Here is a 22,831-nt window from a genome sequence, read left to right on the forward strand (position 1 = left end):
TGGGGTACACACGGGAGAGTAGGTCGCTGCCAGAAAACTGATTTAAAGGCGGAGGGAGCTGATATGCGTCAGCTCCCTCCGTTGCTTTATATACCTATCCCTTCTTCTCCGTCACCAGCCCTTCAAACTCTAAAATTCATTCCTACCTCCTCACCACGGGCCCTCCGTCAGAAGCTTGCGGGCGTGCTCCTGAGCCTCGGTCAGGTCGGGTGAGCCGGAGAGCATGCGGGCGATCTCGCGCACGCGCGCTTCCCCCTCTATCGGCTCGATCTGCGACTCGCCTCCAGCGCGTTGGATCAGGACGTGAGCGTCCCCCAACGCGGCGATGGAGGCCTCGTGGGTCACCAAGATCACCTGAGCGTTTCGGGACAGCTCCTTCAGCTTCATGCCGGACAGCACGGCAGCCCTTCCGCCCAGCCCGGCCTCCACCTCGTCGAACACCAGGGTCGGCGGCGTCCACTCCTGGGGCAGCGAGAGCTGCAGCGCCAACAAGAGGCGGCTCAGCTCGCCGCCCGATGCGATCTTGTCAACGCGCCCGACCCTCGTACCGTCGCGCAGGGCGAATTCCGCCTCATCCGCGCCGTCCCGCCGCAGCTTCCCCAGCTCCCGCAGGTGCAGCTCAAAGGAGGTCCCCTCCATGGCCAGATCCTTCAGAAGGGCGTTGACCCGCTGCGAGAGCGCCGCGGCGGCCTCCTGACGGCTGTGTCTCAACGCCATGGCCAGCGCATTGGCCCGCTTGCGCAGCTTTAGCGATTCTCCCGTGAGCTCCTCAAGCTTCGGGTAGCTCTTCTCAAGCCATTCAAGGTTGAGCGAGGCCTCCTGGCAGTAGGTCAGGAGGCCCTCCTCGTCCGCAGAGCCGGACAGGCGCTTCAGGCGGCGCAAGGCGCCAAGCCGTGCCTCCAGGCGGTCCCGCTCCCCTACGTCCTCCTCCTGCCCGCGGAGCTCCTCCCGAGCCTCCTCCACGGCGTCCTCTATCGAGTGGAGCCCCTCTCGGAGCCGCTGCTGGATGCGCTGACGAGCCTCGTCCGGAAGGAGCTCCTCAAACGTCTCGACGGCATTTTTAACCCCGTCCAGGAGCCCCGGCTCGGAGAGCCCCCCAAAGAGCCGGTTCAGGGCGTCCTGAGCTCGCTCCCGGCGGGCGATGCGGCGAGCCAGGCCCGTTAAGGATGCCTCAAGCCCGGCCTCCAGCCCTGGCTCCGGTGCCACCTTCCGAACGAGGTCCAGGACCTCCTGGGCGTTGGCGTATCGGCGTTCGATCTCCTCCCGTCGGTGCGACATTGCCCTCAGCTCCTGGCTGCGGGCCCTCGCCTCGTCGAAGACGCGGCACAGCTCGATGGCCGTATCGCGCGCCTCCAGGGAGGTGCAGGAGTCCAGCATGGCCAATTGGCGCGCATCGTCCAGGAGCTCCATCTGCGCGAACTGACTCTGGATTCGGAGCAGCCGGGCCGCTGCGACGGAATAGGTGGCGAGGGGAATTTGCAGGCCCTGGAGCGAGGATCGGGCGCGACCGCCCCTGAGGAGGGCCCGTCGGGCGAGAAAGGTTCCCTCTTCGGGCTGAAGGGCGTCGGAAAGCTCTGGAAAGCGGACGTCGGTCCTGAAGCGCGCCTCGGCGCCTCCTTCATCCTCCCCGGCCCGCAGCAACTGCACCTCGCCCCTCTTGCCCCCCACCAGCTCGATGGCCCGCACGACGCTGCTCTTGCCCGCTCCGCTCTCGCCGGTGATGACGGTGAGCCCCCGTCCGAAGGCGAGGTCCGCCCTTCGGATGCCGCCGATGTTCCACAGGGTCAGCCTCTCCAGCATGGGCTACTCCCGGTTGACGCCCGGCCTGCTCTGCCCCCAGCCGAGCTTCTCCTGGAGGAGGTCCAGGAAGTTGCGCCCCGGCAGGACCACGGTGCGGAGCAGCTTGTCCGGCGGCAGATCGACGTCGATCCTGTCATCGGTGAAGACCTCGTAGGCCAACTGCCCGTCTTGGGTCAGGGTGATGTCCCTGGAGCTGCTCCTGGGAATGAGGGATATCCGGTCGGTCGCCGCCGCGATCAGGGGGCGGGAGTAGAGCGTGTGGGCGCAGAGGGGGGCCAGCAACATGCTGTCCAGATGTGGCGGGATGATGGGCCCGCCGGCGGAGAGGGCGTAGGCGGTGGACCCGGTGGGGGAGGAGATGATGACGCCGTCGGCGGGAAGGATGCAGAAGAAGCGGCCGTTGAATTGCACCTCGATGTGCAACAGGCGGGCGATGGCGTTCTTTGAGAGCACCACGTCGTTCAGGGCGTAGACGGTGTAGCGGGGGACGCTGTCGCGGTAGAGCACGCAGCGCAGCACGCGACGGTTCAGGACGTCGAAGCGGTCCTCCAGGATGCTCTTCAGGTCACACTCCGCCTCCTCAGGTTTGCTGGAGGCGAGAAAGCCAAGGTGGCCCAGGTTGATGCCATGGAGGATGATATCCGAGTCCAGGACGTAGCGCGCGGCGCGCAGGAACGTCCCGTCGCCGCCGATGACGACGGCCAGCTTGACGGTGTTCAGCCATTCCTCGTCGCTCAGCCCCGCTGCGGTCAGCGCCGAGGCCTCCAAGTGCGGCAGCAGGAAGCTGCATCCGTTCGCCTGTCCCCACCTCAGGAGGTGCCGCGCCATCTCCACCGCCTCCGGTTTATGCAGGTTGACGATCATCCCCAGGTCGTTCATGCCGGGTCCTCCATTTCGTGTCCGCGCTCCGTGCCGCGGGGATCGGGGTAAAAGTGAAACATCAGCCGCGGTCCCGCTGGAACTCACGGTACATCAGGCTGGGCTGGATCCCCCGGTTGTTCTGGTACTTGCCGCTTTTGTAGAGGTCGTATTCCCCCGCGATGGTGTGGTAGTAGATCTGGCATATCTCGACCCCCGCGTAGATGCGCACCGGCTGGATGCAGAAGATCTCGAGCGTCCAGTAGCCCGCAAAGCCGATGTCGCCGAAGCCCGCCGTGACGTGGATGCAGAGGCCCAGACGCCCCGTGGAGGAGCGGCCCTCCAGCATGGGGATGTACTTCTCCGTCCTCGTGTACTCTGCTGTGCGCCCCAGGTAGAGCCGCCCCGGAGTCAGCGTCAGGCCCTCCGGCGGGATGCGGATGGTTTCGGTGGCGTTCGGCGTCTTCATGTCGAGGACCTCGTCCCGGTAGACGAGCAGCTCCCCGTGCAGGGACAGGTTGTAGCTGTTTGGGTTCACCCTTCGTTCGTCGAAGGGGTCGATGACGATGCCGCTGCCCATCTCCCTCACGATTTCCCTTCCGGAGAGGATCATGTCGAAAAACTCCTTCCGCGCCCTGGCGCAGGGATGAGGGGACGGCGCACCGCCCCTTCGTCTATTGTACCCGTTTTCCTCCGACCGGAGGGTGGCGGGAGAGGAGATGCCGTAAAAATCATATATAATTCTTAGATGAGACGACCCCGCGCAACACGCATCGCCGGGGCCGCACGAGAAAAAGGGAAGAGGACATCGACGCAGATGAAAGAAAAGAAGAACTCAACGGTGAGAGAGGTTCGACAGCTTCCGCTGGACGCCACCTTCAACGTCCTGGGCGTCGTATCCCGGCTGACCCGCAAGAAGGACAGGAACGACAAGCCCTTCTGGGACATCTCGATCACCGACGGAACCGGAGACCTGGAGGGGAAGATCTGGGGCGGCTCCAACTGGTGGAACCTGTCGGGAGGGGACCGGTACCCCCTTGACCCCTTGAACCTGGGCGATCTGAAGTTCGAGGGGGCCGCCGTGGGCCTGCAGGGAAAGGTCTCGGAGTTTCGCGAACAGACTCAGTACAACTTCAACGACGTCTACTACGTCGATCAGGAGAAGTACCCACCCCACAGCTTCGTCCGACGCTCACCCCTGTCCGACGAGAGGATGGAGGGCGAATTCCGCGCGCTCCTGGCGGAGATGTGCGAGCCCCTGAAGTCCTTTTTGGAAGCGGTCTTCTTCAAGCACGGGCTGTGGAAGAAGTTCATGGCCTGGCCGGCCGCCGTCTCCATGCACCACGCCTACGTCGGAGGGCTCCTGGAGCATTCCCTGGCCGTCGCCCTGGGGGCGAAGGCGCTGGCCCGGCACTACGAGGAAAGGGGCTACTCGGTGGACGTGGACCTGGCGACGGCCGGTGGCCTGCTTCACGACCTGGGCAAGCTGGACAGCTATTCCCTCAGCCCCGCGCCGCAGATGACGATTCCGGGCAACGTGGCAGAGCACATCGTTTTGGGGTACCATCGCTTCATGGCGCTGGCGGAGCAGGAGGGGCTGGACGACGAGGTGGCCCTGGCACTGGGACACATCATCGTCAGCCACCATGGCCGGCGCGAGTACGGTTCCCCCGTGTTGCCCGCGACCCAGGAGGCTTTGATCGTCGCCGCCTCGGACGACCTGGACTTCAAGATGTTCTGCTGGCGCTCGCAGATCGACGGGCTGGAGGCAGGGCACGACACGACGGACTACATTCCCCTGCTGGAGCGCCGCTTCTGGCGCGGCCTGCCGGCGAAGGCCGCTGCAGGCGAGGGGACGGAGGAAAAATCGGAATGAGCTTCAGCCTCCGCCTGAGCCAGGACCACGACGGCAGAAGGCTGGATCGGACGCTGCGCTCCGTTTGGCCCGAACTGCCCCTGTCGGCCATCATGCGGGCGATCCGAAAGGGCGAGGTGCGTCTGGACTCGATCCGCGCCAGGGACCCGGGGGCCCGCGTTCAGGGAGGGCAGGAGCTCTGGGTTCCCTGGGAGGCGCCGGGCGGGCGCCCTGTGGTCCCGCGCCGCGGCACCGTGCCCATCCTGTGGCGTGGGAACGGTGCGCTGGTGGTCAACAAGCCGGCTGACCTTCTGGTACAGCCCGACGTCAAGGACGGGGATAGCGTCATCACGCGGGTTTGGAGTATGTTGGGTGCGGCGGAAGGCGGCTCTCCGGGCTTCGCTCCGACGGCGGTCCATCGGCTGGACCGCAACACGACGGGCGTGCTGATCGTGGCCTTGCGGGGTGACGCGTTGCGCGCCCTTGAGGACGCTTTCAGGGAGCGCCTGGCGGACAAGCGCTACCTGGCGGTCGTCGTGGGCAAGCCGTCCCGTAAGCTGGAGGAGATCGACGCTCCCCTCCTGAAGGATTCGGAAGCCAACGTGGTGCGGGTTTCGCCGGAAGGAAAGAGCGCCCGCACGCGCTGTCGATGTCTGGCCTCGGGCGGGGGGCTCTCCCTGCTGGAGCTGGAGTTGCTCACGGGGCGGACGCATCAGGCCCGCGTCCACCTGGCTCACATCGGCTGCCCCATCCTTGGGGACCGGAAGTACGGGGACTTCGAGGCAAACCGCCTCTGGCGCGCCGCGGCCCGACGGCCCCTCCTGCACGCCCTTGAACTGAGCTTCCCGGACGGATTGAGCTCCACCCTTCGGGAGCTGGCCGGCCGGTCGTTCCGTGCCCCCGTGCCGCAGGACATGCTGGCCATCGCGAAGGACCGAGGGTGGACGCTTCCGGCGGACCCGATCTGCCCCGGTGAGGACGAAGATGGGGACGAATGAGAGGAAGCCCTCGATGCGTCGTCTCCTGGGGAAGAGGGGGCATGTCCTGGGCTTGATGCTGCTGCGCCTGGTCGTGTCCCTGGCGGCGGCGGCGGCGGTCTATGAGGGAACGGACTACTGGACGACGCGGATGTGGAACAGTCAGGAGTCCCTGATCGTCCGCGTCCTCGGCATGGGGCCGGAGACTCCCGTTCCTTCCGCCCCTGGAGAGCAGGAGAGCTTCCCGACCCTTCAGCGGCAGATCACGCTTTTGATCCTCACGGGGGAGCAAAGGGGAGTGACGGCCAACGTCAAGGTCGTCCGGCTCGATGGGAGCGGATTGGATCCCATCGAGGGACGGTGCTACCTTCTGGTCCATGACGTCTTCGAGGGGGGTGAGGTGCAGTACTCCATCGCCGACGCCTACCGAATTCCCTCGCTCGTGGCCTTTGTCGTGGCGGTGTGTCTCTGCCTCCTCGCCCTCACCGGTGCGGCCGGTTTCTGGGCCCTGGCGGGGCTTGCCCTCTCACTGGTCGTGCTGATCTGGGGGATGATCCCCCTCATGACCAGGGGGTGGAGCCCCATGGCCACGGCCTTCGCCGCGATCCTGCTCGTCTCGTCGGCCACGATCTTCTGCGTCGTCCGGCGTTCGTGCTACCGCAGCGCTGCCCTCCTGGGGAGCCTCAGCGGGGCGGGCTGCGGCTTTCTGCTGGGGGCGTTTATGGTATGGGGGTGGCAGCTGTCGGGACTTGCGGGGGAGGGGGCGGCCCTCCTGGCCTCCACCCTTCCGGGGATCGACATGCAGGGCATCCTCCTGGCCTCGATCCTGGTGAGCGCCATCGGAGCCGTGCTGGACGTCGCGGTCTCGGTGACGGCCTCCATGGCGGAGCTGGTGAGCTACGCGCCGGACATCCCCCTGCGGCGGCTCTGGACGGCGGGCATCAGCGTGGGCAGCGAGGTGTTGGGAAGCATGATCAACACGCTGATCCTGGCCTACCTGGGCAGCGCGCTTCCGATGGCGATCCTGATCAGCAGCGCGGGAGCCAACCTGCTGGGAATCTTGAACGACCCCTACATCGGCCAGCAGATCGTGCAGAGCCTGGCTGGAACCGTGGGGCTCCTGTGTACCATCCCGACGACGGCGTTCTTTTTCGTGGTGCAGGAGGGCTGGAACCGCCGCCGGCAGGGCGCGGGGGAGGATCGGGATGGGTAGCTCCGGAGGGGGCAGGGTCTGCGCGGCGGTGGATATCGGCAGCAACTCCATCAAGCTGAGGGTGGGGCGCTGCGCTGCCAGGAGAGTGCAGGTCCTCCTGGACACTACGGAGGTGGTGCGTCTTGGGAGTTGCCTCAGGGACGGGGCGATCCCGGAGGAAACGATACACAACGCTGCGCGGGTCGTCGCAGAGATGGTGGGCCGCGCCCGAAGGATGGGCGCGGAGCCCTGTCTGGTGGGCACCATGGCCCTGCGCGTAGCAGTCAACGCTCACGAGTTTTTGTCCCTGGTCCGCCGACGGACGGGGCTCGAGGTTCGAATCCTGTCCGGCGAGGAGGAGGCGAGCTACTCCTGGAAGGGAGCCTCGGCGGACTTCGCCCGAAATGGAGGGAACCTGGTCTTGTTCGATACCGGCGGCGGCAGCACGGAGTTCGTCTTCGGCCGGCGGGGGGCCATTGAGAGGATTCAGAGCGTTCCCGTGGGAGCCGTCTCCCTGACGGAGCGCTTCTTCGCGGAGGACCCACCTTCGTGGGCCGCCCTGGACGAGGCCATGGCCTGCGTTCGGGAGGTCCTGAGCGCGAACGGCATCGTCCGCGTTCACCCAGGGGCGGCGCCGGCGGTCCTGGGCCTTGGAGGGGGCGCCGTCGCTATAGGCTCCGTCAAGGACGGCTCGCCGGCATTTATCCCCACGAGGCTGCACGGCATGATGCTGACCCGAAAGGACGTCGCGGAACAGATGGCGCTCTACTCGTCGCTCCCGCTGGCGGAGCGGCGGAGGATCGTGGGCCTGCCGGCCTCCCGCGCGGATATCGTCCTGGGCAGCGCCTGCATCATCCTCGGCGCTATGAGGGCTCTGGACGTGGAGTCCTTCACCCTCAGCATCAACGGCCTGCGTCACGGTGTGCTCCTCGAGAGGTGCGAGGGGCTGTGTTCTGAGGTGTAGTAACAGTTTCGGGGGCCTGTGGCCCCTGGAGGAGGAGGAAAACAGATGTGCATCATGAAGGTTCGTAAGGGGTTTTACACTTTTCTGGCGGCGTTTCTGGCGGTGGCGGTCTTTGTCTCTGTCGCAGACAGGGCCTGGGCGGCATCGGCTCAGGGGATCATCAGCGACTCCATCGAGGTGCTGCGTGACATGGCGAAGCAGGAGGACGCGGACGCCATGGCGGACGTCCTGAAGGACGCCCGTGCGGTGGCCATCGTCCCGGCGATGGTCAAGGCGGGGCTGATCATCGGCGGCGAGTACGGCGAGGGATTGATCCTGCGTCGTGAGAAGGGGCGGTGGTATGGCCCCAGCTACTACAACCTGGGCGGAGGGTCCCTGGGGCTGCAGATCGGAGCCCAGAAGATATCCCTCGTCCTGGTTGTGACCAACGAGGACGGGGTCCGGGCGTTTCTGAACAGCCGGACGAAGCTGGGCGCCGACGTGTCCGTGGCCGCCGGTCCCACGGGGCGCCGCGCCGAGGCGGCGACGGACGCGCAGGCCAAGGCCTCCATCTACAGCTACTCTATGACGAAGGGCCTCTTCGCCGGAGTGTCGCTGGAGGGCTCGGTGATCAGCGTCAGCGTCAAGCGCAACGAGGACTACTGGAAGAAGAAGCTCAGTGCGGACGACGCCCTGAAGCAGCCGGCGAAGGACAAGCGAATCCTGCCGCTTACGGGCGCCCTGGACAACCTGGCCAAGAAGGCGCGATAGGCCCCACTTTAAGAGGCGGAGCGAGCCGCGCCCGAAACTTTGCGGCCCTGCTTGACAGAAACGACAGGGGTAGGTATACTATCTTTCGTGCTTGAGGGCGGATAGTTCAGCGGTAGAACACCTGCCTTACACGCAGGGGGTCACAGGTTCGAACCCTGTTTCGCCCACCATTGAAAAAGCGGGGTCGTAGCTCAGTTGGTTAGAGTGTCGGCCTGTCACGCCGAAGGTCGCGAGTTCGAGTCTCGTCGGCCCCGCCAGTTCAATATTTCGTGGGCGGGATAGCTCAGATGGTAGAGCAACGGACTGAAAATCCGTGTGTCCCCAGTTCGATTCTGGGTCCCGCCACCAGGTCAGCGAAGAATGCGGAAGTAGCTCAGGGGTAGAGCACAACCTTGCCAAGGTTGGGGTCGCGGGTTCAAATCCCGTCTTCCGCTCCAGAATTTAAAAGAGTGAGGCCCTGCTGAAGCGGGGCCTCTGTTTTTTTATGGGGTATCCCCTGAATAGTCAGGAGCGGGGCGAGGATTTTCGATAGCTTGGAATGGAAACAATGCCTCCTCATTATAAAAGCCTAAAATTTTTTTAGTGGACCTCGTTTTTTTACGGATTTTCATATACAATCAACAAGGTATCCCAGCAGGGTATCCTCAGCGTGCTTCCTGCGGAGGCGGGATGCGCCTCTCCTTCGGGAAGAGGGCGGGAAGGGGATATAGCGATGATTGAGGTGCATCGCCTGAACGGCGAACGTTTTTTGCTGAACTCTGATATGATTGAAACCATCAACGTGACGCCTGATACCGTGGTGCGGCTTTTGAACGGCCACCGCTATATCGTGCGCGAGGGGATCGACGAGGTCTGCGAGAAGATCGTTGCGTTTCGAAGGTTGGCGGGGTACGCCTGCATCGTTGCAAATTCTGCGGACGAGGCGGAGGATTCCGAAGGAGCGGGATCGTGATGGAGCATGCTGCTGGACTAGGGGTGAATAGGCTTTGGATTTAACGAGTATCGTTGGATTTCTCATATCTTGGATTCTGGTCCTCGCTGCCATGGCTGGGGGAGGGAACTTCGGCGCCTACATCGACGTCCCCTCAATGATGATCACGATCGGTGGCGCGTTGGGCGCGACGATCCTCTCAAACCCTGCGGAGAGGCTGAAAGCCATAGGGGGCGGACTGAAGAGCACCTTCGTCTCCCACGAGCCCAACCTCGTGGGGATGGTGCAGATGATCGTCAGCTTCGCTGAAAAGACCCGCAGAGAGGGGCTGCTCGCTTTGGAGAGCGACGTGGCGGAGCTGGACAACGAGTTCCTGAAGAAGTCCATTCAACTGGTCGTGGACGGCACGGACCCGGAGTTGGTGCGGGCGATCCTGGACACCGAGATCGGCGTTTTGGAGGACCGACACTCCGCCAACAAGTCCGTGTTCGACACCATCGCGGAGTTTGCCCCCTCCTACGGAATGATCGGAACACTGGTGGGCCTCATCGCCATGCTGGGGAACCTGGCGGACGTCAGCTCCCTGGGGCCCAACATGGCCGTCGCCCTCATCACGACGATGTACGGGTCCATGATGGCCAACATGTTCGGCATCCCCATCGGCAAGAAACTCGCTGCCCGGTCCGCCCAGGAGGTCGTGGCCATGGAGCTGATGGTGGAGGGGATCCTGGCCATCCAGGCCGGAGAAAACCCCCGCATCGTCGAGGAGAAATTGAAGGTCTACCTTCCCCCCAAGCTCCGCAGCAGCTTTGACAAGAAGGAGGGCGAGTAGCCTTGGCGCGCCAGAAGAAGCCGGAGCCGCCGGGGCTGAGCGCCCCCTTCTACATGGGCACCTACGGGGATATGGTGACGCTCATCCTGTGTTTCTTCATCCTGCTGTTCGCCATGTCCTCCATCGATGCTCAGAAGTTCCAGAAGGCGCTGATCTCCCTCAGGGGCTCCCTGGGAGTTTTAAAGGGTGGCGTGACCACGGAGGAGTCCACGGACCCCAACCAGAGCGGAGAGCAGGGGGTGGACGCGGGGTCGTCGCCCAGCGTGGAGCTGGATACCCAGCACGTCGCCTACACGATCAACAGCTACCTGCGCTCCGAGGGGCTGGGCAAGTCCATCCAGGTGACGATCAACCAGCGCGGCGTTTCCGTCTCCATCTCGGATCAGTTCCTTTTCAACTCCGGCAGCGCAGAGGTGAAGCCGGAAGGGCGGCGGGTGCTCTTCAAGATCGCCTCCCTGGTGCGGGATAAGGTTCCGGCGGTGGCCGTGGAGGGGCACACGGATGCTACGCCTCTCTTAGGAGGGATCTATCGCGACAACTGGGGGCTTTCCGCGATGCGGGCGGCCGTCGTGGCGTCCTACCTGGAGCAGGATGGGGGCTTCGACCCGCTGAAGCTCCAGGCCGTTGCCTTTGGCCCCAACCAGCCGATGGTGCCCAACGACACGCCGGAGCACCGTGCCCTGAACCGCAGGGTCGAGATCGTGTTCCTCTCGGAGTATCCCAAACGCTAAGGGGTTGATGGATCAACATGAAACGGATGATTGTCTTTGTCGTTATCGGTTTGGTGATGTTCGGCGCGGGCTTTGGAGGAGGCCTGATGCTGGGGAGGACGATGGCGTCCGGCAGCGGCGAGGGTGGAGCCGTCAAGGCCCGTGAGGTCGCGGAACCAGGGCCCATTGTGAGCATCGGCGAGTTCACCAGCAACCTGGCCGGCGCGGGCAGGCACGTCGTGAGCTTCACCGTGTCCCTGGAGCTCGTGAACAAAAAGGAGGAGATCGCCGCCGCCGTTCAGAACATGGGGTGGCTCGTGAGGATCAAGAACGAGATCCTCCTCATCGCGAAGGACAAGACCTACGACGACCTCAACAGCGCGGAGGGCACGGTCCAGTTTCAGGGGGACATCAAGAGGGTGCTCAACTCCATCCTGCCCAACGTGGGGGGAGAAGCTCCCATCGCTCAGGTGCTCTTTGAATCCTTCGTGCTTCAATAAACGATCAAAAAACGACGGAGAAAGACTTTTTGTTTTATAAGGCTGCGAAAAACGGTGGCAGGTGTGATATCCTGAATACGTAGTTTTTCTTCGGGGCTGCGTCCCCGGAAGGCAGGTGAGGACTTCTGACTCCTGATGTGTTGTCACAAAGCGAGATCGATTCGCTCTTAAACGCTCTCACGAGCGGTAGCGTGGATATCGACTCCATGGCTGAAAAGGCTGACGAGAGGAACCTCAAGGTCTACGACTTCAAGAGGCCGGATAAGTTCAGCAAAGATCAGCTTCGAGCCATTCAGATGATCCATGAGGCCTTTGCCCGCCAACTGACGACGGTCATGTCCACGCTGATCCGCTCCATCGTCTCGGCGGAGGTCGCTTCGGTCGATCAGCTGGCCTACGAGGAGTTTCTGAATTCCCTGGTGCAGCCGACGGTGATCGGGATGATCGAGATGCATCCCTTTGACGGCAACATGCTCCTCGAGATCAACCCGAACCTCGTGTTCGCCATCATCGACAGGATGCTGGGCGGCAAGGGGAACTTCACGGGCAAGCTGCGGGAGCTGACCGACATCGAGAAGACCGTCATTGAGCGCGTGCTGATGCGGATGCTGGAGCTCCTGGAGGACAGCTGGAGCACCGTGGTGGACGTCCGCTTTCGCTTCGAGAGCATGGAGAGCAACCCGTTCTTCGTGCAGATATGTTCTCCGCGCGATATGGTGCTCCTCGTCATCCTGAAGCTGAAGGTCGGCGATCTCGAGGGGATGATGAGCCTCTGCTTCCCCTACTTCCTGATGGAGCCCATCGTTGACAAGCTCTCCTCACAACAGTGGTTCGCCTCGACGAGGCACGAGCGGGACGAGGAGGAGCAGCGGAACCTGCTCTCGTCGATGCATCGCGTCAAGGTTCCCCTGGCGCTGGAGTTGGGGCACACGATCCTGAGTTTGGCGGACGTCTATGCCCTTCAGGAGGGGGACGTGATCAAGCTCGACGAAACGAAGGACAGCGACGTCGCCGTTCGGGTGGGCAACCGGGTGAGCTTTATGGCGAAGCCGGGGACCGTCGAAGGACGCCTCGCGGTGGAACTGACCCGGATCCTGAAGCGATCTACGGACGAGTCGTCAGAGGGAGAGGAAAAAGATGGATGATCTGCTTAGTCAGGATGAAATTAACGCCCTGCTTTCCGGCGGCGACCTAGGCGGTGGGGACGATTCGGACCTCTCCATGGAGGACTCCCACCTGCTCAGCGAGGTATCCTCGATCTTCGCGGGCGCCGAGAGCAGCGTCATCGGCATGTTGTCCGGCAAGGAGGTGGACACCGCCGTCAACGATGCGGAGGTCGTGACGCAGGCGGACTTCCGGGGCAGCCTGCCGGAGGGCCCCTTCCTCTTTACGGCGACGTTCGGGGGCTTTGACGATATCCCGCTGGCGCTGGCGGTGGAGCAGAAGGGTGCCCTGACCCTTGCGGACCTCATGATGGGCGGCGAGGGGAAGGACCTGCCGGAAGAGCCCAGCGACCTCTACCTGAACGCGGCCCAGGAGGGACTGAGCCAGGTGGTGGGTTCCTCCTTTACGAGCCTGAGCGGCCTGCTGGGGGGAAAGCGCCTGATCCCAGAGAACACGAACTCCGGGCTGGCGTCGGGGGACTGGCTGGCCTTCTCCTCCATGGCTCCGGAAACGAAGCTTTGGATGAGCCCGATCGAGGTGAAGATCGAGGGCTTGGACCCCTTCAAGATCTGGGTTGCGCTGCCTTTGGACTCAGCCCTCAAGATGGTGGGGCTGATGCGGGAGATCATTGGCGAGCAGGAGCCAAAGCAGCCGGAGGAAGCGGCGACGGCAGCGCCTTCGCCCGCCGCGTCCGCTCCAGCGCAGTCCGGAGGCGGGATGAGGGCACCCATGGGCGCTCCGGCTCCGCGGGCCGCGCAGCAGCCCGCCCCCATCGTGGACGTGCATCCGGCTGCGTTTCAACCCCTGGGGGGTGCGGCTGCCAGCGGTGCGGCGAGCCCCATCGACATGATCGCGGACATCCCGGTCCGAGTGACGGTGGAGCTTGGCAAGACGCGCAAGAGCGTTTCGGAGGTCCTGGCCCTGACGACCGGGTCGGTCATCGAGCTGGACAAGATGGCGGGCGAGCCGGTGGACATCCTGGTGAACGGGAAGCCGATCGCAAGGGGCGAGGTCGTCGTCATCGACGAGAACTTCGGCGTGCGCATTACGGACATCATCGGAGCCGCGGCAGGAGTGCGTTCCGCCTCTTAGGCCCAGGCCGAAGGGCTGAGCCACGAAAGCTCTCGCCCCGGTGTGTGGCTTTCTTGCGGCGAACGCTTGCCGGACGATTTTTCATGATATAATCAATGCGTCGTGTGGTTGCTCCATTGGCGGGGCGTCCATTGATCTTAGTTTTTATGAAGACCTTTTCTCTATCAGGCGCAGGGACTGACGGCCTTGCGCGAGAGATTTTGACGTAAGCGAGGGATCACAGGATGGGCAAGAAAGTTCTTATCGTCGATGACGCGGCCTTTATGCGAATGATGCTGAAGGATATCCTTCAGAAGAATAATTTCGAGGTGGTCGCCGAGGCTGAAAACGGCAAGGTGGGGGTCGCCGCGTATCAGAAGTACAAGCCCGATATTGTGACGATGGACATCACGATGCCGGAGATGAACGGCATTGACGCTGTTAAGGCCATCAAGGCCCTTGATCCTAACGTCAAGATCGTGATGGTGTCCGCGATGGGGCAGCAGCCCATGGTCATCGAGGCGATCCAGGCGGGCGCCAACGACTTCATCGTCAAGCCCTTCCAGCCGGAGCGCGTGATCGAGGCCATCACCAAGGTCCTCTCCTGAATCTGAAGGGGCGTTTCGCCGCTGCCCTGGCGACGAAGGCCGCCGGAAGGCCGGAGTTTCGTGTGCGCCGTCGCAGCGGTGATCGCGGATGGCGGCGCAGTTGTTTTATGTTCTATTGAAACCTTACGGAGAAGTCGGTGCCTGAGGGAGAATAAGTGATCGCAGACCCCAGCCTTGTGTCCTACCTGACTCGAGTTTCGATTGCCTTGGTTGTTCTGGCGCTTTCCGCCGTCCTCCTGGTGCGCTTTGCGCGGAGGAGGTGCGCGGGGGTAAGAGATGACGGGGCCGTTAAGCTTTTGGCGTCCTTACCCGTGGGTAAGGATGTCTTTTTTGTGTTGCGCTGCGGACCCGACGTCGTCGCGTTTACCTCTGGGGCGGGGGGAACTTGTCTGATGGGCAGGTGGAAGTATGAGGAATGGGTTGGCGCGGGAAACGCTCCAGCGAAACGGACGGAAGATGGCGCGCGCTAGAGGGTTCCCCCTCATCCTGGCGCTCGCGGCGTTCCTCGTCTTGAGCGCAGGGCTTGCCCTTCCGGCTTTGGCCGCGGATTCGGAGGCGCTTTCCGGGGTGCCGCTCCCGACGATACAGTTTGGCGTCACGCCGGCGGACTCCCCGCGGGACGTGGCGCTCTCCCTGCAGATCCTGGCTCTGATGACTGTGGTGAGCGTCGTTCCGGCGATCTTCCTCATGGTGACGAGCTTCACCCGCATCATCGTGGTCCTGGGCTTCGTGCAGCGCGCGATAGGGCTTCAGCAGTCGCCGCCCCAACAGGTCATCGCGGGGCTCTCGCTCTTCCTGACGCTCTTCACCATGTACCCGGTGTGGGATCAGGTCTATCAGGAGGGGCTTGCGCCATACCTTTCGGGCGCCGCCAGCGCCCCCCAGGCCTGGCAGAGTACGATGACGCCGATCCGTGAGTTCATGTTTCGCTATACGCGCCAGGAGGAGCTGTCGCTCATGGTGTCCATGTCCGGGACCGAGCGCCCTGCGTCGCAGGACGCGGTGCCGACGCGCGTCCTGATCCCTGCCTTCATGCTGAGTGAGCTCAAGACGGCCTTTCAGATGGGCGTCGTCATCTATATCCCCTTTATCGTGGTGGACATGGTGGTTTCAAGCGTCCTTCTGGCGATGGGGATGATGATGCTCCCCCCCATGATGATCTCCCTGCCCTTTAAAATCCTGCTCTTCGTCATGGCCGACGGCTGGAACCTGGTCGTCCTGAGCCTTCTGAAGAGCTTTGCCAACGTCCCCTGATGCAGGACGGCGGCGCTCCCGTTCCCCTGGAGGCCACGGTAAGAGAGGAGGTACCCGAAGATGGCGGAAACGACCCTGAGCCTTTTTGATCTCCTAAGCCAGTCCATCTGGACCATGTTGATCGTATCTCTGCCCGTGCTCCTAGTGGCCATGAGCGTGGGGCTTTTGATCGGCATCCTCCAGACGGCTACCTCCATACAGGAGCAGACGCTGATCTTCATCCCCAAGATATTGGCCGTGTTCGTCTGCATCGTCCTCCTGTCCCCCTGGATGGGGCAGAGGATGCTCGTGATGACGCGGGAGATCCTGGGGCAGTTGGAGCGCTTTATCCAGTGATGCGGGGCGGCGCTTTTTCATGAGGGGGATCGAGCTGCCGGCCCAGCTGCTGATCGTCTGTCTTCTCCTTCATCTTCGCTTCGTGGGGCTCGTGTTCAGCGCCCCCGTGTTCACTGCCGTCATGGCCCCGACGCCCGTGCGCTATCTCTTTGCCGTGCTCCTAACGTTCTCCGCGACGGGGGCGTTGGGCGGCGCGGAGGTCCCGCTCTTCTACTTCGACAGCGTCTTCTCCATCGCCCTCCTGGGCGTTCGCGAACTCTTGATCGGAGTGGCCCTCGGCTTCCTCTCCGCACTGCCGCTGGTGGCGCTGCGCGTGGCGGGAGAGCAGGTGGGGACGGTGATCGGCTTCTCCATGGCTCAGGTACTGGACCCGACGACGCAGACCGAGAGCTCCATCATCGGGCAGCTGGAATTCCTGGTGGGGTTGTGGTTTTATTACCACTGGAACGGACACCTCCTCATGATTCAGGCGGTGATGGAGAGCGTGCGGCTGGCCCCCGTGGGGCGCCTCCTGCCGTTCCCGCCCAACCTGATCGAGGTGGGGGCCTGGCTTCAGGACCTGTTCATCCTGGCGATGCGGATCACCCTTCCCTTCTTCTGCTCGCTGGTCCTGGCGGACGTCGGCCTGGGCTTTCTGGCGAGGACGGTCCCTCAGATGAACATCTTCGTCCTTGGGCTCCCGATCAAGGTGGCGCTGGGCTTTATGGTCCTTGCCGCAGTCCTGCCGCTGACCGTTGACCTGATCTACACTCAGTTTGAGCGCTGGATCGAGTTTGCCTTGGAGGGGGTGCTGTCTTGGAGCTCTGCGCCGTGAGGTGCCGCGTCGCCTTTGACATCCAGTTTTTTGCCCAGGAGCGCACGGAGCCCGCGACGCCACGAAAGCGCGAGAAGGTGCGCTCCGAGGGCAGGGTGTGCATGAGCAAGGACCTGACGGCGGCCGTGGGGCTCTTGACGGGGCTCTTTGGGCTGGCGCTCCTGGGGGCCTTCATGTGGCGTGTGATGAGCCGCCTTCTGAGGCTCTCTCTGAGCTTCGTCGGGGATGCGGCCCTGGAGCAGGACGGGTGGTTTCACTACCTCTCCTGGGAGGTCGTGAAGGACTTCTTCATCGCCTGGCTCCCCCTGGGGTGCCTGATCGCCTTTTTCTCTGCTGCCGCCGTCATCTGTCAGGTGGGCTGGACGATGACCAGCGAGCCCTTCAAGCCCAATTTTGGGCGGCTCAACCCCATCAGCGGAATGAAGAAGATCATCTCCCTGCGCTCCGTCGTCGAGCTCTTGAAGGGGCTCTTGAAGGCAGGGGTCTTCGCCGTCGTGATCTACTCCGCGATCAAGAACTACCTTCCTGCCTCCTCAAAGGCCATGCAGATGCCGCTGCTGCACGGCGCTGCCTCGTTCTGGGACATGCTGTGGACGCTCTCCATGCGGCTTGCGGCGATGCTGCTGGCCATGGCGTTGGTCGACTACCTCTACCAGCACTGGGAATTCGAACGCTCCATCCGCATGAGCCGGCAGGAGATCAAGGAGGAGTACAAGCAGATGGAGGGGGACCCGCAGATCAAGAGCAAGATCCGCCAGAAGCAGCGGGAGCTGGCCAAGAAGCGCATGATGGCGGACGTCCCCAAGGCGGACGTCGTCATCACGAACCCGACGACGCTGGCGGTGGCCCTCCTCTACGATCGAAGGTTGATGAAGGCGCCTCAGGTCGTGGCGAAGGGCAAGGGCTTCTTGGCGCAGAAGATCCGAGAGCTCGCGGAGGCCGCAGGCGTCCCCGTGATCGAGGACAAGCCCCTGGCCTGGGCGCTCTACGGGGGCGTCGAGGTGGGGGAGGATATCTCTCAGGACCTCTACCGCAGCGTTGCGGAGATCCTGGCGATGGTCTACCGGCTCAGGGCGTCGTGATAATATTCAGTGAGAAAAGCGGCGGAAACGCGCGTTTCTGTTGTATAATCATGCCGTAGTCCTGTTGGCGTTTGCGTTCGAAGCGTTATCCGCTCTGAACTTTATCTTTCGAAATTCTATCTTCTTTATTTTTGTGAAGGGAAATCATTCAAACATGAAAAAGACAGCATGGCTTGTGTTGGCGCTTGCGATATGCTTCGTTCCCCAGGCGGCCTTTGCGGCCGACTCGCCGGAACTCGCGAGGTGGACGCGCGCCAGCGACTTTGCGGCTCGTGACGGGGCACAGAGGGTGAAGGTGAGCGTGGTCTATTACTCCAACGAGTACGTCGAGGCCCTTGTGAAGGCCGAGGCGGAGAAGAACCTCTGGACCCGCGACGAAACGGAGAACTACAAGTACACGCTCCTGAAGACGCTGAACTTCCACGACGCCATCGCCTTTCAGCTAACCCTTTACGTGGAGGGCCTTCCCATGTACGCTCAGCCCTTCGACCGTCACATCAGCCTGTGGATCGGCAACAAGCGCTACGACCCCACGGACTACGACAAGCGGTTCAACGTCAAGATACTGGGGGATCGGGACGGGATGGTCTGGTTTCCGCGGTACGACCCCAAGACGGGCGCAGAGCTCCTCAAGGGGGCGAAGGACATACGCCTCGTCCTGGACGGCGCCATCAGTCAGGCGATCTCCCCCCGCGGCGACGCCATGTGGGTCTGGGACATCACAAAGGACGTGGAGGGGGCCCTGGGGGACGGCAAGGCCATGGACCGGCTTGAGCTGGATCGCCTGATCAAGCGCCTTGAGAAACTGAATAAGGAGCGCGGCGCGCTTCAGCTGCAGGTAGATTCCATCGACCAGGAGTTGAGCGAGGTCAATTCCCGCATCGATGAGCTGCAGGGCAGGTAGTTCGAGGAAAGGAAGGAGAACGCCATGGATCGTATCGCCGTATTGACCAGCGGAGGGGATTCGCCCGGCATGAACGCAGCTATCCGTGCGGTGGCCCGCACCTGTCATTACAACGACAAGGAGTGCATCGGCGTCATGCGGGGCTATGAAGGGCTGATCGAAGGAGACTTTAAGGTTCTGGACCGCGCCTCCGTGGGGGGCATCATCCATCGGGGCGGCACGATCCTCAAGACCGCGCGCAGCGATCGCTTTAAGACCCAGGAGGGGCGTGAGGCGGCCCTCCTGAAGATGAAGGAGGCGGGGATCGAGGGCCTCATCGTGATCGGCGGGGACGGGTCATTCCATGGTGCGAAGGCGCTGCACGAGATGGGGATGCCCGTCATCGGCATTCCCGGCACCATCGACAACGACGTGGCGGGAACGGACGAAACCATCGGCTTCGACACGGCGGTGAACACGGCCCTTGAGGCGATCATGCGCCTGAGGGACACGGCCTCCAGCCACGACCGCCTGTTCATCGTCGAGGTTATGGGGCGCAACGCAGGCTTTCTGGCGCTTGAAACCGCGGTGGCCTCCGGCGCGGAGTACGCCGTCGTCCCGGAGATCCCGTTGAGCATCGGCAACCTCTGCAAGCTGCTTCGGGAGTCCCACGCGGAGCACAAGAGCCACACCCTCATCATCCTGGCGGAGGGGGTCATGTCCGCCACGGAGATGCGGGACAAGCTCCAGGACACGGGAGGGTACGACGCCCGGGTCACGGTGCTGGGGTACATCCAGCGGGGCGGAAGCCCCACGTCCTTTGACGTCGTCCTCGCCACCCGCATGGGGGCCTTTGCTACGGATAACCTGCTGATCGGAAAAAGCGGCTTTATGGTGGGGAACGTGAACCACAAGCTGGTCCTGAGCGACCTGGAACGCTCCTGGGCCGAGCACAAGAGCCTGAGCCCGGAGCTGCTGAACCTGGTCCACAAGATGAACTGACATGTGCGCCGGGGAAGGGGCGGCCTGCAGAGGCCTTGACGTCGCTGCGCTCTTGCGGATCGTCGCCTCGGACCTGGGGGGGCGAAAGGTTCCCGCCCTCTCCCATCCCTCCGGTTGGGAGGAGGCCCTGGCCCTCTGCCTGGCGGCTGAGGGTGTGACGATCGTGACGGGGTTCTTTATCGCGTCGGCCGGCGCTCCGGAAACGGACGGCCCCGCGGGGAGCGTTGCCCTGGGGCGGGCCATGGAGCTTTTGGGCCGGAGGGTGCGGCTGGTGACGGACTCCTGCAGCAGCCTCGTGTTGTCCGCCTGCTCCGCCGCGCTGGGCGGTCCTCCCGTCGCAGCGATGGACGGCCCTCACCCCGCCGCGCTGGAAGGAGCGGACCTCCTGATCTTCCTGGAACGTCCGGGGTGCGCCGGTGACGGACGGTATTACAACATGAGGGGGAATGACATCTCGGCCTCCGTCGTGCCCCTGGACGACCTGGCCGTCCGCGCTCTGGAACACGGACTTCCCGTCATCGGGATCGGCGACGGGGGCAACGAGGCCGGAATGGGCGCTCTTTACGAGCCGCTGAAGCGGCTGCTCCCGGAGTATGCGCGCTGTCTGTCCCGCGTGCCCGCAACCGTCTGCCTCCCCGTGGACGTTTCTAACTGGGGTGGGTACGCGCTGGCCGCCCTCCTGTCCGCCGCCTCGGGCCGGTGGGTGGGGCTCTCCCCCGGCGAGGAGGAACGGGCTCTGAGGGCTGCCGTCGGCGCGGGAGCGGTGGACGGAACGACGGGCTGCCGCACCCTCTCCGTCGATGGGTTTTCGTTGGAGCGGCTGGAGCGGGTGACGGTGCAGCTCAAAGATTGGTATGGTATCGCTGCGGAAAAGACGTTCTTAAAAAGACAAAATCATGCCTGAAGTGTGATGCCCGGTGAAGCACAAATCCTTTTTTCCTCTGCTTTTGATATCCTTTGCGGTGGCGCTTACGATCCTGTCCTTTTGGGTGGTTCGGAAGAACAGCCTCAATCCGCGACAGGGCTTTATGATCTCCAACGTTTCGGTCAGCGTCGATTTCGACGATCGCCGCTTCCTGGCGGGGACGGCCTCGCGCTTCCCCTATGGGGCAAGACAGGTGTTCGTGCGCTTCGATTACAGCTGTCTTGAGGCGAACAGCTCGATGGACCTTTCCTGGGACTGGGGACAGAAGCGGGTGCAGTCGGAAACCTATGAACTTTCCGCGCCGTCGGGCACTCGGATGTACTGCCTGCTGAAGGAGGACGGCTCCCCGCTGCCGCGGGGGATGTACACCGTCACGATCCAGTGCTTGACCGAAATCATGCCGAACTTTCATTTTGAGATCTATTGACGCTGCCCCTGGGGCCGGCGCGAATCGACGCGACGAAAAATCGGCCATTTTTTCGGAGGGGCGTTCCCCGAAGTTTTATTTTTTAAGATGCTCGATTGAAGATGAAGTTTGAGGTGAAAGACGATGAAGTACAGCGAACAGGACATGGAACGGTTATGGTGAAGGTCGTTGACGAGAAGGCAGCGGCCCCTCGCAGGAGGGGGCGACCGCCGCGCGTGAAGGAGCCTGCAGAGGCCCTTGAAGAGGCGAAGGTGACGCAGTCTGTAGAGGCGGAAAGCCCCTCCCCTGCGGAGGAGAGCGCCGCGGTGAAAGTGCGTCGTCCGCGGGGCAGGCCGCCGAAGAACGCGGCGAAAAAAGTGGAGGAGGCGGAGGCCCCCCAACAGCTCCTGCTCCTTCCGGACGTCCGGAGGACGGAGGCAATGGAGCTGTCCGAGGCACCGAAGGAGGCGCCGGAGACCGAGGACCCCACGGAGGAAACAGTGGCGTACGGGAAGGACCCCGTGCCTAAGATGCAGGGCGTCCAGCCCGGCGAGGACCCGGAATTGCCGGTCCCTGCCGAGCCGGCCCCCGACGAACAGGAAGAGCCCTTGGCCCCCTACGCCCGCGCGTCGGTTCACGAGGTGACGCCCCACCCGAAGCCCAAACACACCTACGCTTACCTCGCGGCCCAGACCCTCACGGACCTTCGGAAAATTGGACGAGAGTTCAACGTCGCGGGGCCCACTACGATGCACAAGGACGACCTGATCATCTCTATCCTGAAGGCCCAGGCGGAGAGCATGAACTACCGCTTCGGCGGCGGGACGCTCGAGATCCTGCCCGAGGGGTTCGGCTTCCTTCGGCCCAAGGGGATGCTGCCGACGGACAACGACGTCTACCTCTCGCTGTCCCAGATTCGACGCTTCGGGCTTCGGAATGGGGACGTGATCTGGGGTCTGATCCGCCCGCCGCGGGACCAGGAGCACTACGAGGCGCTCCTGCGCGTGGAGACGGTGAACTTCTCGGACCCCGAGTCCTCCCGCCGGCGTCCGATGTTCGCCCACCTGACGCCCATCTTCCCCAACGTCCGAATCAACCTGGACTCCGGCCCTGGGGACTGGGCGACGCGCCTGGTGGACATGTTCGCCCCCATCGGTCTGGGGCAGCGTGCGCTGATCGTCTCGCCCCCCAAGGCGGGCAAAACGACGCTCTTGAAGCGCATCGCCAAGGCCATCTCCGCGAACTCGCCGGACATCATCCTGATGGCCCTCCTGATCGACGAACGCCCCGAGGAGGTGACGGACATCTCCCGCTCCATCGACGGAGAGGTGATCGCCTCGACGTTCGACCGCCCTGCGGACGAGCACATTCGGGTGGCCAGCCTCGCCATTGAGAAGGCGAAGCGCCTGGTGGAGGCGAAGCGCGACGTCGTCATCCTCCTGGACTCGATCACGCGCCTGGCCCGCGCCTCGAACCTGACGGTCCCACCGTCGGGCCGCACCCTGTCGGGTGGTCTGGACCCCTCCGGGCTCTACTTCCCGAAGCGCTTTTTCGGCGCCGCTCGAAACTTCGAGGAGGGCGGGAGCCTGACGATCATCGGGACGGCCCTGACGGATACGGGCAGCCGCATGGACGACGTCATCTACGAGGAGTTCAAGGGCACGGGCAACATGGAGCTGCACCTGTCGCGCAAGCTGGCGGAACAGCGGATATTCCCCGCCATCGACATCACGCGATCCGGGACGCGGAGGGAGGAGCTCCTGATCCCTGAGGACGAGCTGGCCCGCCTCTGGGTCCTGCGGAAGCGAATCGTGGGGGTGGACGAGGCCGGGGCGCTGAACCTCATCCTCGACAAACTCAAGCAGACGAAGGACAACCACGAGTTCCTGATGTCCATCAAGCTGGCCTGAGTTGCAG

24 protein-coding genes and 4 tRNA genes are annotated in these 22,831 nt (G+C 63.4%); 25 read left to right on the plus strand and 3 right to left on the minus strand.

Translation table 11 applies throughout. From position 1 onward, the window contains the following. Positions 1-150: 150 nt before the first annotated feature. From ACO41U_RS04260 to dcd, 3 genes are all read right to left on the minus strand, one after another. Positions 151-1,800 carry an AAA family ATPase gene (locus ACO41U_RS04260; protein ID WP_485941865.1) on the minus strand — a complete coding sequence of 550 codons (1,650 nt, stop codon included), beginning with the start codon at positions 1,798-1,800 and terminating at the stop codon, positions 151-153. Between the two features lie 3 nt (positions 1,801-1,803). Continuing rightward, on the minus strand, positions 1,804-2,679 hold the full coding sequence (locus tag ACO41U_RS04265; protein WP_485941867.1) for an NAD(+)/NADH kinase: 876 nt from the start codon (positions 2,677-2,679) through the stop codon (positions 1,804-1,806). A gap of 61 nt (positions 2,680-2,740) precedes the next feature. Continuing rightward, the gene (gene dcd / locus ACO41U_RS04270; RefSeq protein ID WP_485941869.1) at positions 2,741-3,271 is read right to left on the minus strand and encodes a dCTP deaminase; all 531 of its coding nucleotides are present in this window, start codon (positions 3,269-3,271) and stop codon (positions 2,741-2,743) included. 204 nt (positions 3,272-3,475) lie between these two features. On the opposite strand from dcd, the gene ACO41U_RS04275 reads away from it, so the two are divergent. From ACO41U_RS04275 to rho, 25 genes are all read left to right on the plus strand, one after another. After that, positions 3,476-4,534, plus strand: coding sequence for a 3'-5' exoribonuclease YhaM family protein (locus tag ACO41U_RS04275; protein ID WP_485941871.1), 1,059 nt, complete (start codon positions 3,476-3,478; stop codon positions 4,532-4,534). After that, entirely contained in the window at positions 4,531-5,511 is a 981-nt protein-coding gene (locus ACO41U_RS04280) for a pseudouridine synthase (RefSeq protein WP_485941873.1), read from the plus strand. The genes ACO41U_RS04275 and ACO41U_RS04280 overlap by 4 nt, the downstream gene beginning before the upstream one ends. A gap of 13 nt (positions 5,512-5,524) precedes the next feature. After that, positions 5,525-6,703: a YibE/F family protein gene (locus tag ACO41U_RS04285; RefSeq protein WP_485941875.1), complete on the plus strand. Its 1,179-nt coding sequence runs from the start codon at positions 5,525-5,527 to the stop codon at positions 6,701-6,703. Further along, positions 6,696-7,646 (plus strand): Ppx/GppA phosphatase family protein, encoded by a 951-nt coding sequence (locus ACO41U_RS04290; RefSeq protein WP_485941877.1) that lies wholly within the window; start codon positions 6,696-6,698, stop codon positions 7,644-7,646. Before ACO41U_RS04285 ends, ACO41U_RS04290 begins: the two co-directional genes overlap by 8 nt. A 45-nt stretch (positions 7,647-7,691) precedes the next feature. Next, a complete protein-coding gene (locus ACO41U_RS04295; RefSeq protein ID WP_485941879.1) occupies positions 7,692-8,396 on the plus strand; it encodes a lipid-binding SYLF domain-containing protein in 705 nt (234 codons plus the stop codon). Between the two features lie 95 nt (positions 8,397-8,491). After that, a tRNA-Val gene (locus tag ACO41U_RS04300) sits at positions 8,492-8,566 on the plus strand. 10 nt (positions 8,567-8,576) lie between these two features. Continuing rightward, positions 8,577-8,653 (plus strand) — tRNA-Asp (locus tag ACO41U_RS04305). Positions 8,654-8,668: 15 nt separating this feature from the next. Continuing rightward, positions 8,669-8,744, plus strand: a tRNA-Phe gene (locus tag ACO41U_RS04310). A gap of 14 nt (positions 8,745-8,758) precedes the next feature. Then, positions 8,759-8,833, plus strand: a tRNA-Gly gene (locus tag ACO41U_RS04315). 275 nt (positions 8,834-9,108) lie between these two features. Next, positions 9,109-9,348 carry a flagellar FlbD family protein gene (locus ACO41U_RS04320; protein WP_298778091.1) on the plus strand — a complete coding sequence of 80 codons (240 nt, stop codon included), beginning with the start codon at positions 9,109-9,111 and terminating at the stop codon, positions 9,346-9,348. A 34-nt stretch (positions 9,349-9,382) separates the two neighbouring features. Continuing rightward, positions 9,383-10,159 (plus strand): motility protein A, encoded by a 777-nt coding sequence (locus tag ACO41U_RS04325; RefSeq protein ID WP_485941881.1) that lies wholly within the window; start codon positions 9,383-9,385, stop codon positions 10,157-10,159. A gap of 2 nt (positions 10,160-10,161) precedes the next feature. After that, positions 10,162-10,890, plus strand: a complete 729-nt coding sequence (locus tag ACO41U_RS04330; protein WP_298778095.1) for an OmpA/MotB family protein — start codon at positions 10,162-10,164, stop codon at positions 10,888-10,890. A gap of 17 nt (positions 10,891-10,907) precedes the next feature. Beyond that, positions 10,908-11,369 (plus strand): flagellar basal body-associated FliL family protein, encoded by a 462-nt coding sequence (locus tag ACO41U_RS04335; RefSeq protein WP_485941884.1) that lies wholly within the window; start codon positions 10,908-10,910, stop codon positions 11,367-11,369. A gap of 137 nt (positions 11,370-11,506) precedes the next feature. Next, on the plus strand, positions 11,507-12,514 hold the full coding sequence (fliM, locus tag ACO41U_RS04340) for a flagellar motor switch protein FliM (protein ID WP_485941886.1): 1,008 nt from the start codon (positions 11,507-11,509) through the stop codon (positions 12,512-12,514). After that, positions 12,507-13,625: a flagellar motor switch phosphatase FliY gene (fliY, locus tag ACO41U_RS04345; protein ID WP_298778102.1), complete on the plus strand. Its 1,119-nt coding sequence runs from the start codon at positions 12,507-12,509 to the stop codon at positions 13,623-13,625. The genes fliM and fliY overlap by 8 nt, the downstream gene beginning before the upstream one ends. 224 nt (positions 13,626-13,849) lie before the next feature. Beyond that, entirely contained in the window at positions 13,850-14,212 is a 363-nt protein-coding gene (locus tag ACO41U_RS04350; protein ID WP_485941888.1) for a response regulator, read from the plus strand. A 408-nt stretch (positions 14,213-14,620) separates the two neighbouring features. After that, entirely contained in the window at positions 14,621-15,466 is an 846-nt protein-coding gene (fliP, locus tag ACO41U_RS04355; protein ID WP_485941890.1) for a flagellar type III secretion system pore protein FliP, read from the plus strand. A 60-nt stretch (positions 15,467-15,526) separates the two neighbouring features. Beyond that, positions 15,527-15,802 carry a flagellar biosynthesis protein FliQ gene (fliQ, locus tag ACO41U_RS04360; RefSeq protein WP_298778108.1) on the plus strand — a complete coding sequence of 92 codons (276 nt, stop codon included), beginning with the start codon at positions 15,527-15,529 and terminating at the stop codon, positions 15,800-15,802. Between the two features lie 19 nt (positions 15,803-15,821). Then, positions 15,822-16,616, plus strand: coding sequence for a flagellar biosynthetic protein FliR (locus ACO41U_RS04365; RefSeq protein WP_298778111.1), 795 nt, complete (start codon positions 15,822-15,824; stop codon positions 16,614-16,616). Then, positions 16,598-17,698, plus strand: coding sequence for a flagellar biosynthesis protein FlhB (gene flhB, locus ACO41U_RS04370; protein WP_485941893.1), 1,101 nt, complete (start codon positions 16,598-16,600; stop codon positions 17,696-17,698). Before ACO41U_RS04365 ends, flhB begins: the two co-directional genes overlap by 19 nt. A gap of 154 nt (positions 17,699-17,852) precedes the next feature. Beyond that, complete coding sequence (locus ACO41U_RS04375) at positions 17,853-18,602, plus strand: hypothetical protein (protein ID WP_298778115.1); 750 nt, start codon at positions 17,853-17,855, stop codon at positions 18,600-18,602. 24 nt (positions 18,603-18,626) lie between these two features. Further along, entirely contained in the window at positions 18,627-19,583 is a 957-nt protein-coding gene (gene pfkA / locus ACO41U_RS04380; protein ID WP_485941895.1) for a 6-phosphofructokinase, read from the plus strand. 1 nt (position 19,584) lies between these two features. After that, positions 19,585-20,487, plus strand: coding sequence for a glutamate cyclase domain-containing protein (locus tag ACO41U_RS04385; RefSeq protein WP_485941897.1), 903 nt, complete (start codon positions 19,585-19,587; stop codon positions 20,485-20,487). A gap of 13 nt (positions 20,488-20,500) precedes the next feature. After that, positions 20,501-20,935, plus strand: coding sequence for a hypothetical protein (locus ACO41U_RS04390; RefSeq protein WP_485941899.1), 435 nt, complete (start codon positions 20,501-20,503; stop codon positions 20,933-20,935). 155 nt (positions 20,936-21,090) lie between these two features. After that, positions 21,091-22,824 carry a transcription termination factor Rho gene (gene rho / locus ACO41U_RS04395; RefSeq protein WP_485941901.1) on the plus strand — a complete coding sequence of 578 codons (1,734 nt, stop codon included), beginning with the start codon at positions 21,091-21,093 and terminating at the stop codon, positions 22,822-22,824. The last annotated feature ends 7 nt before the right edge of the window (positions 22,825-22,831 follow it).

This window comes from Fretibacterium sp. (genome assembly GCF_057312375.1).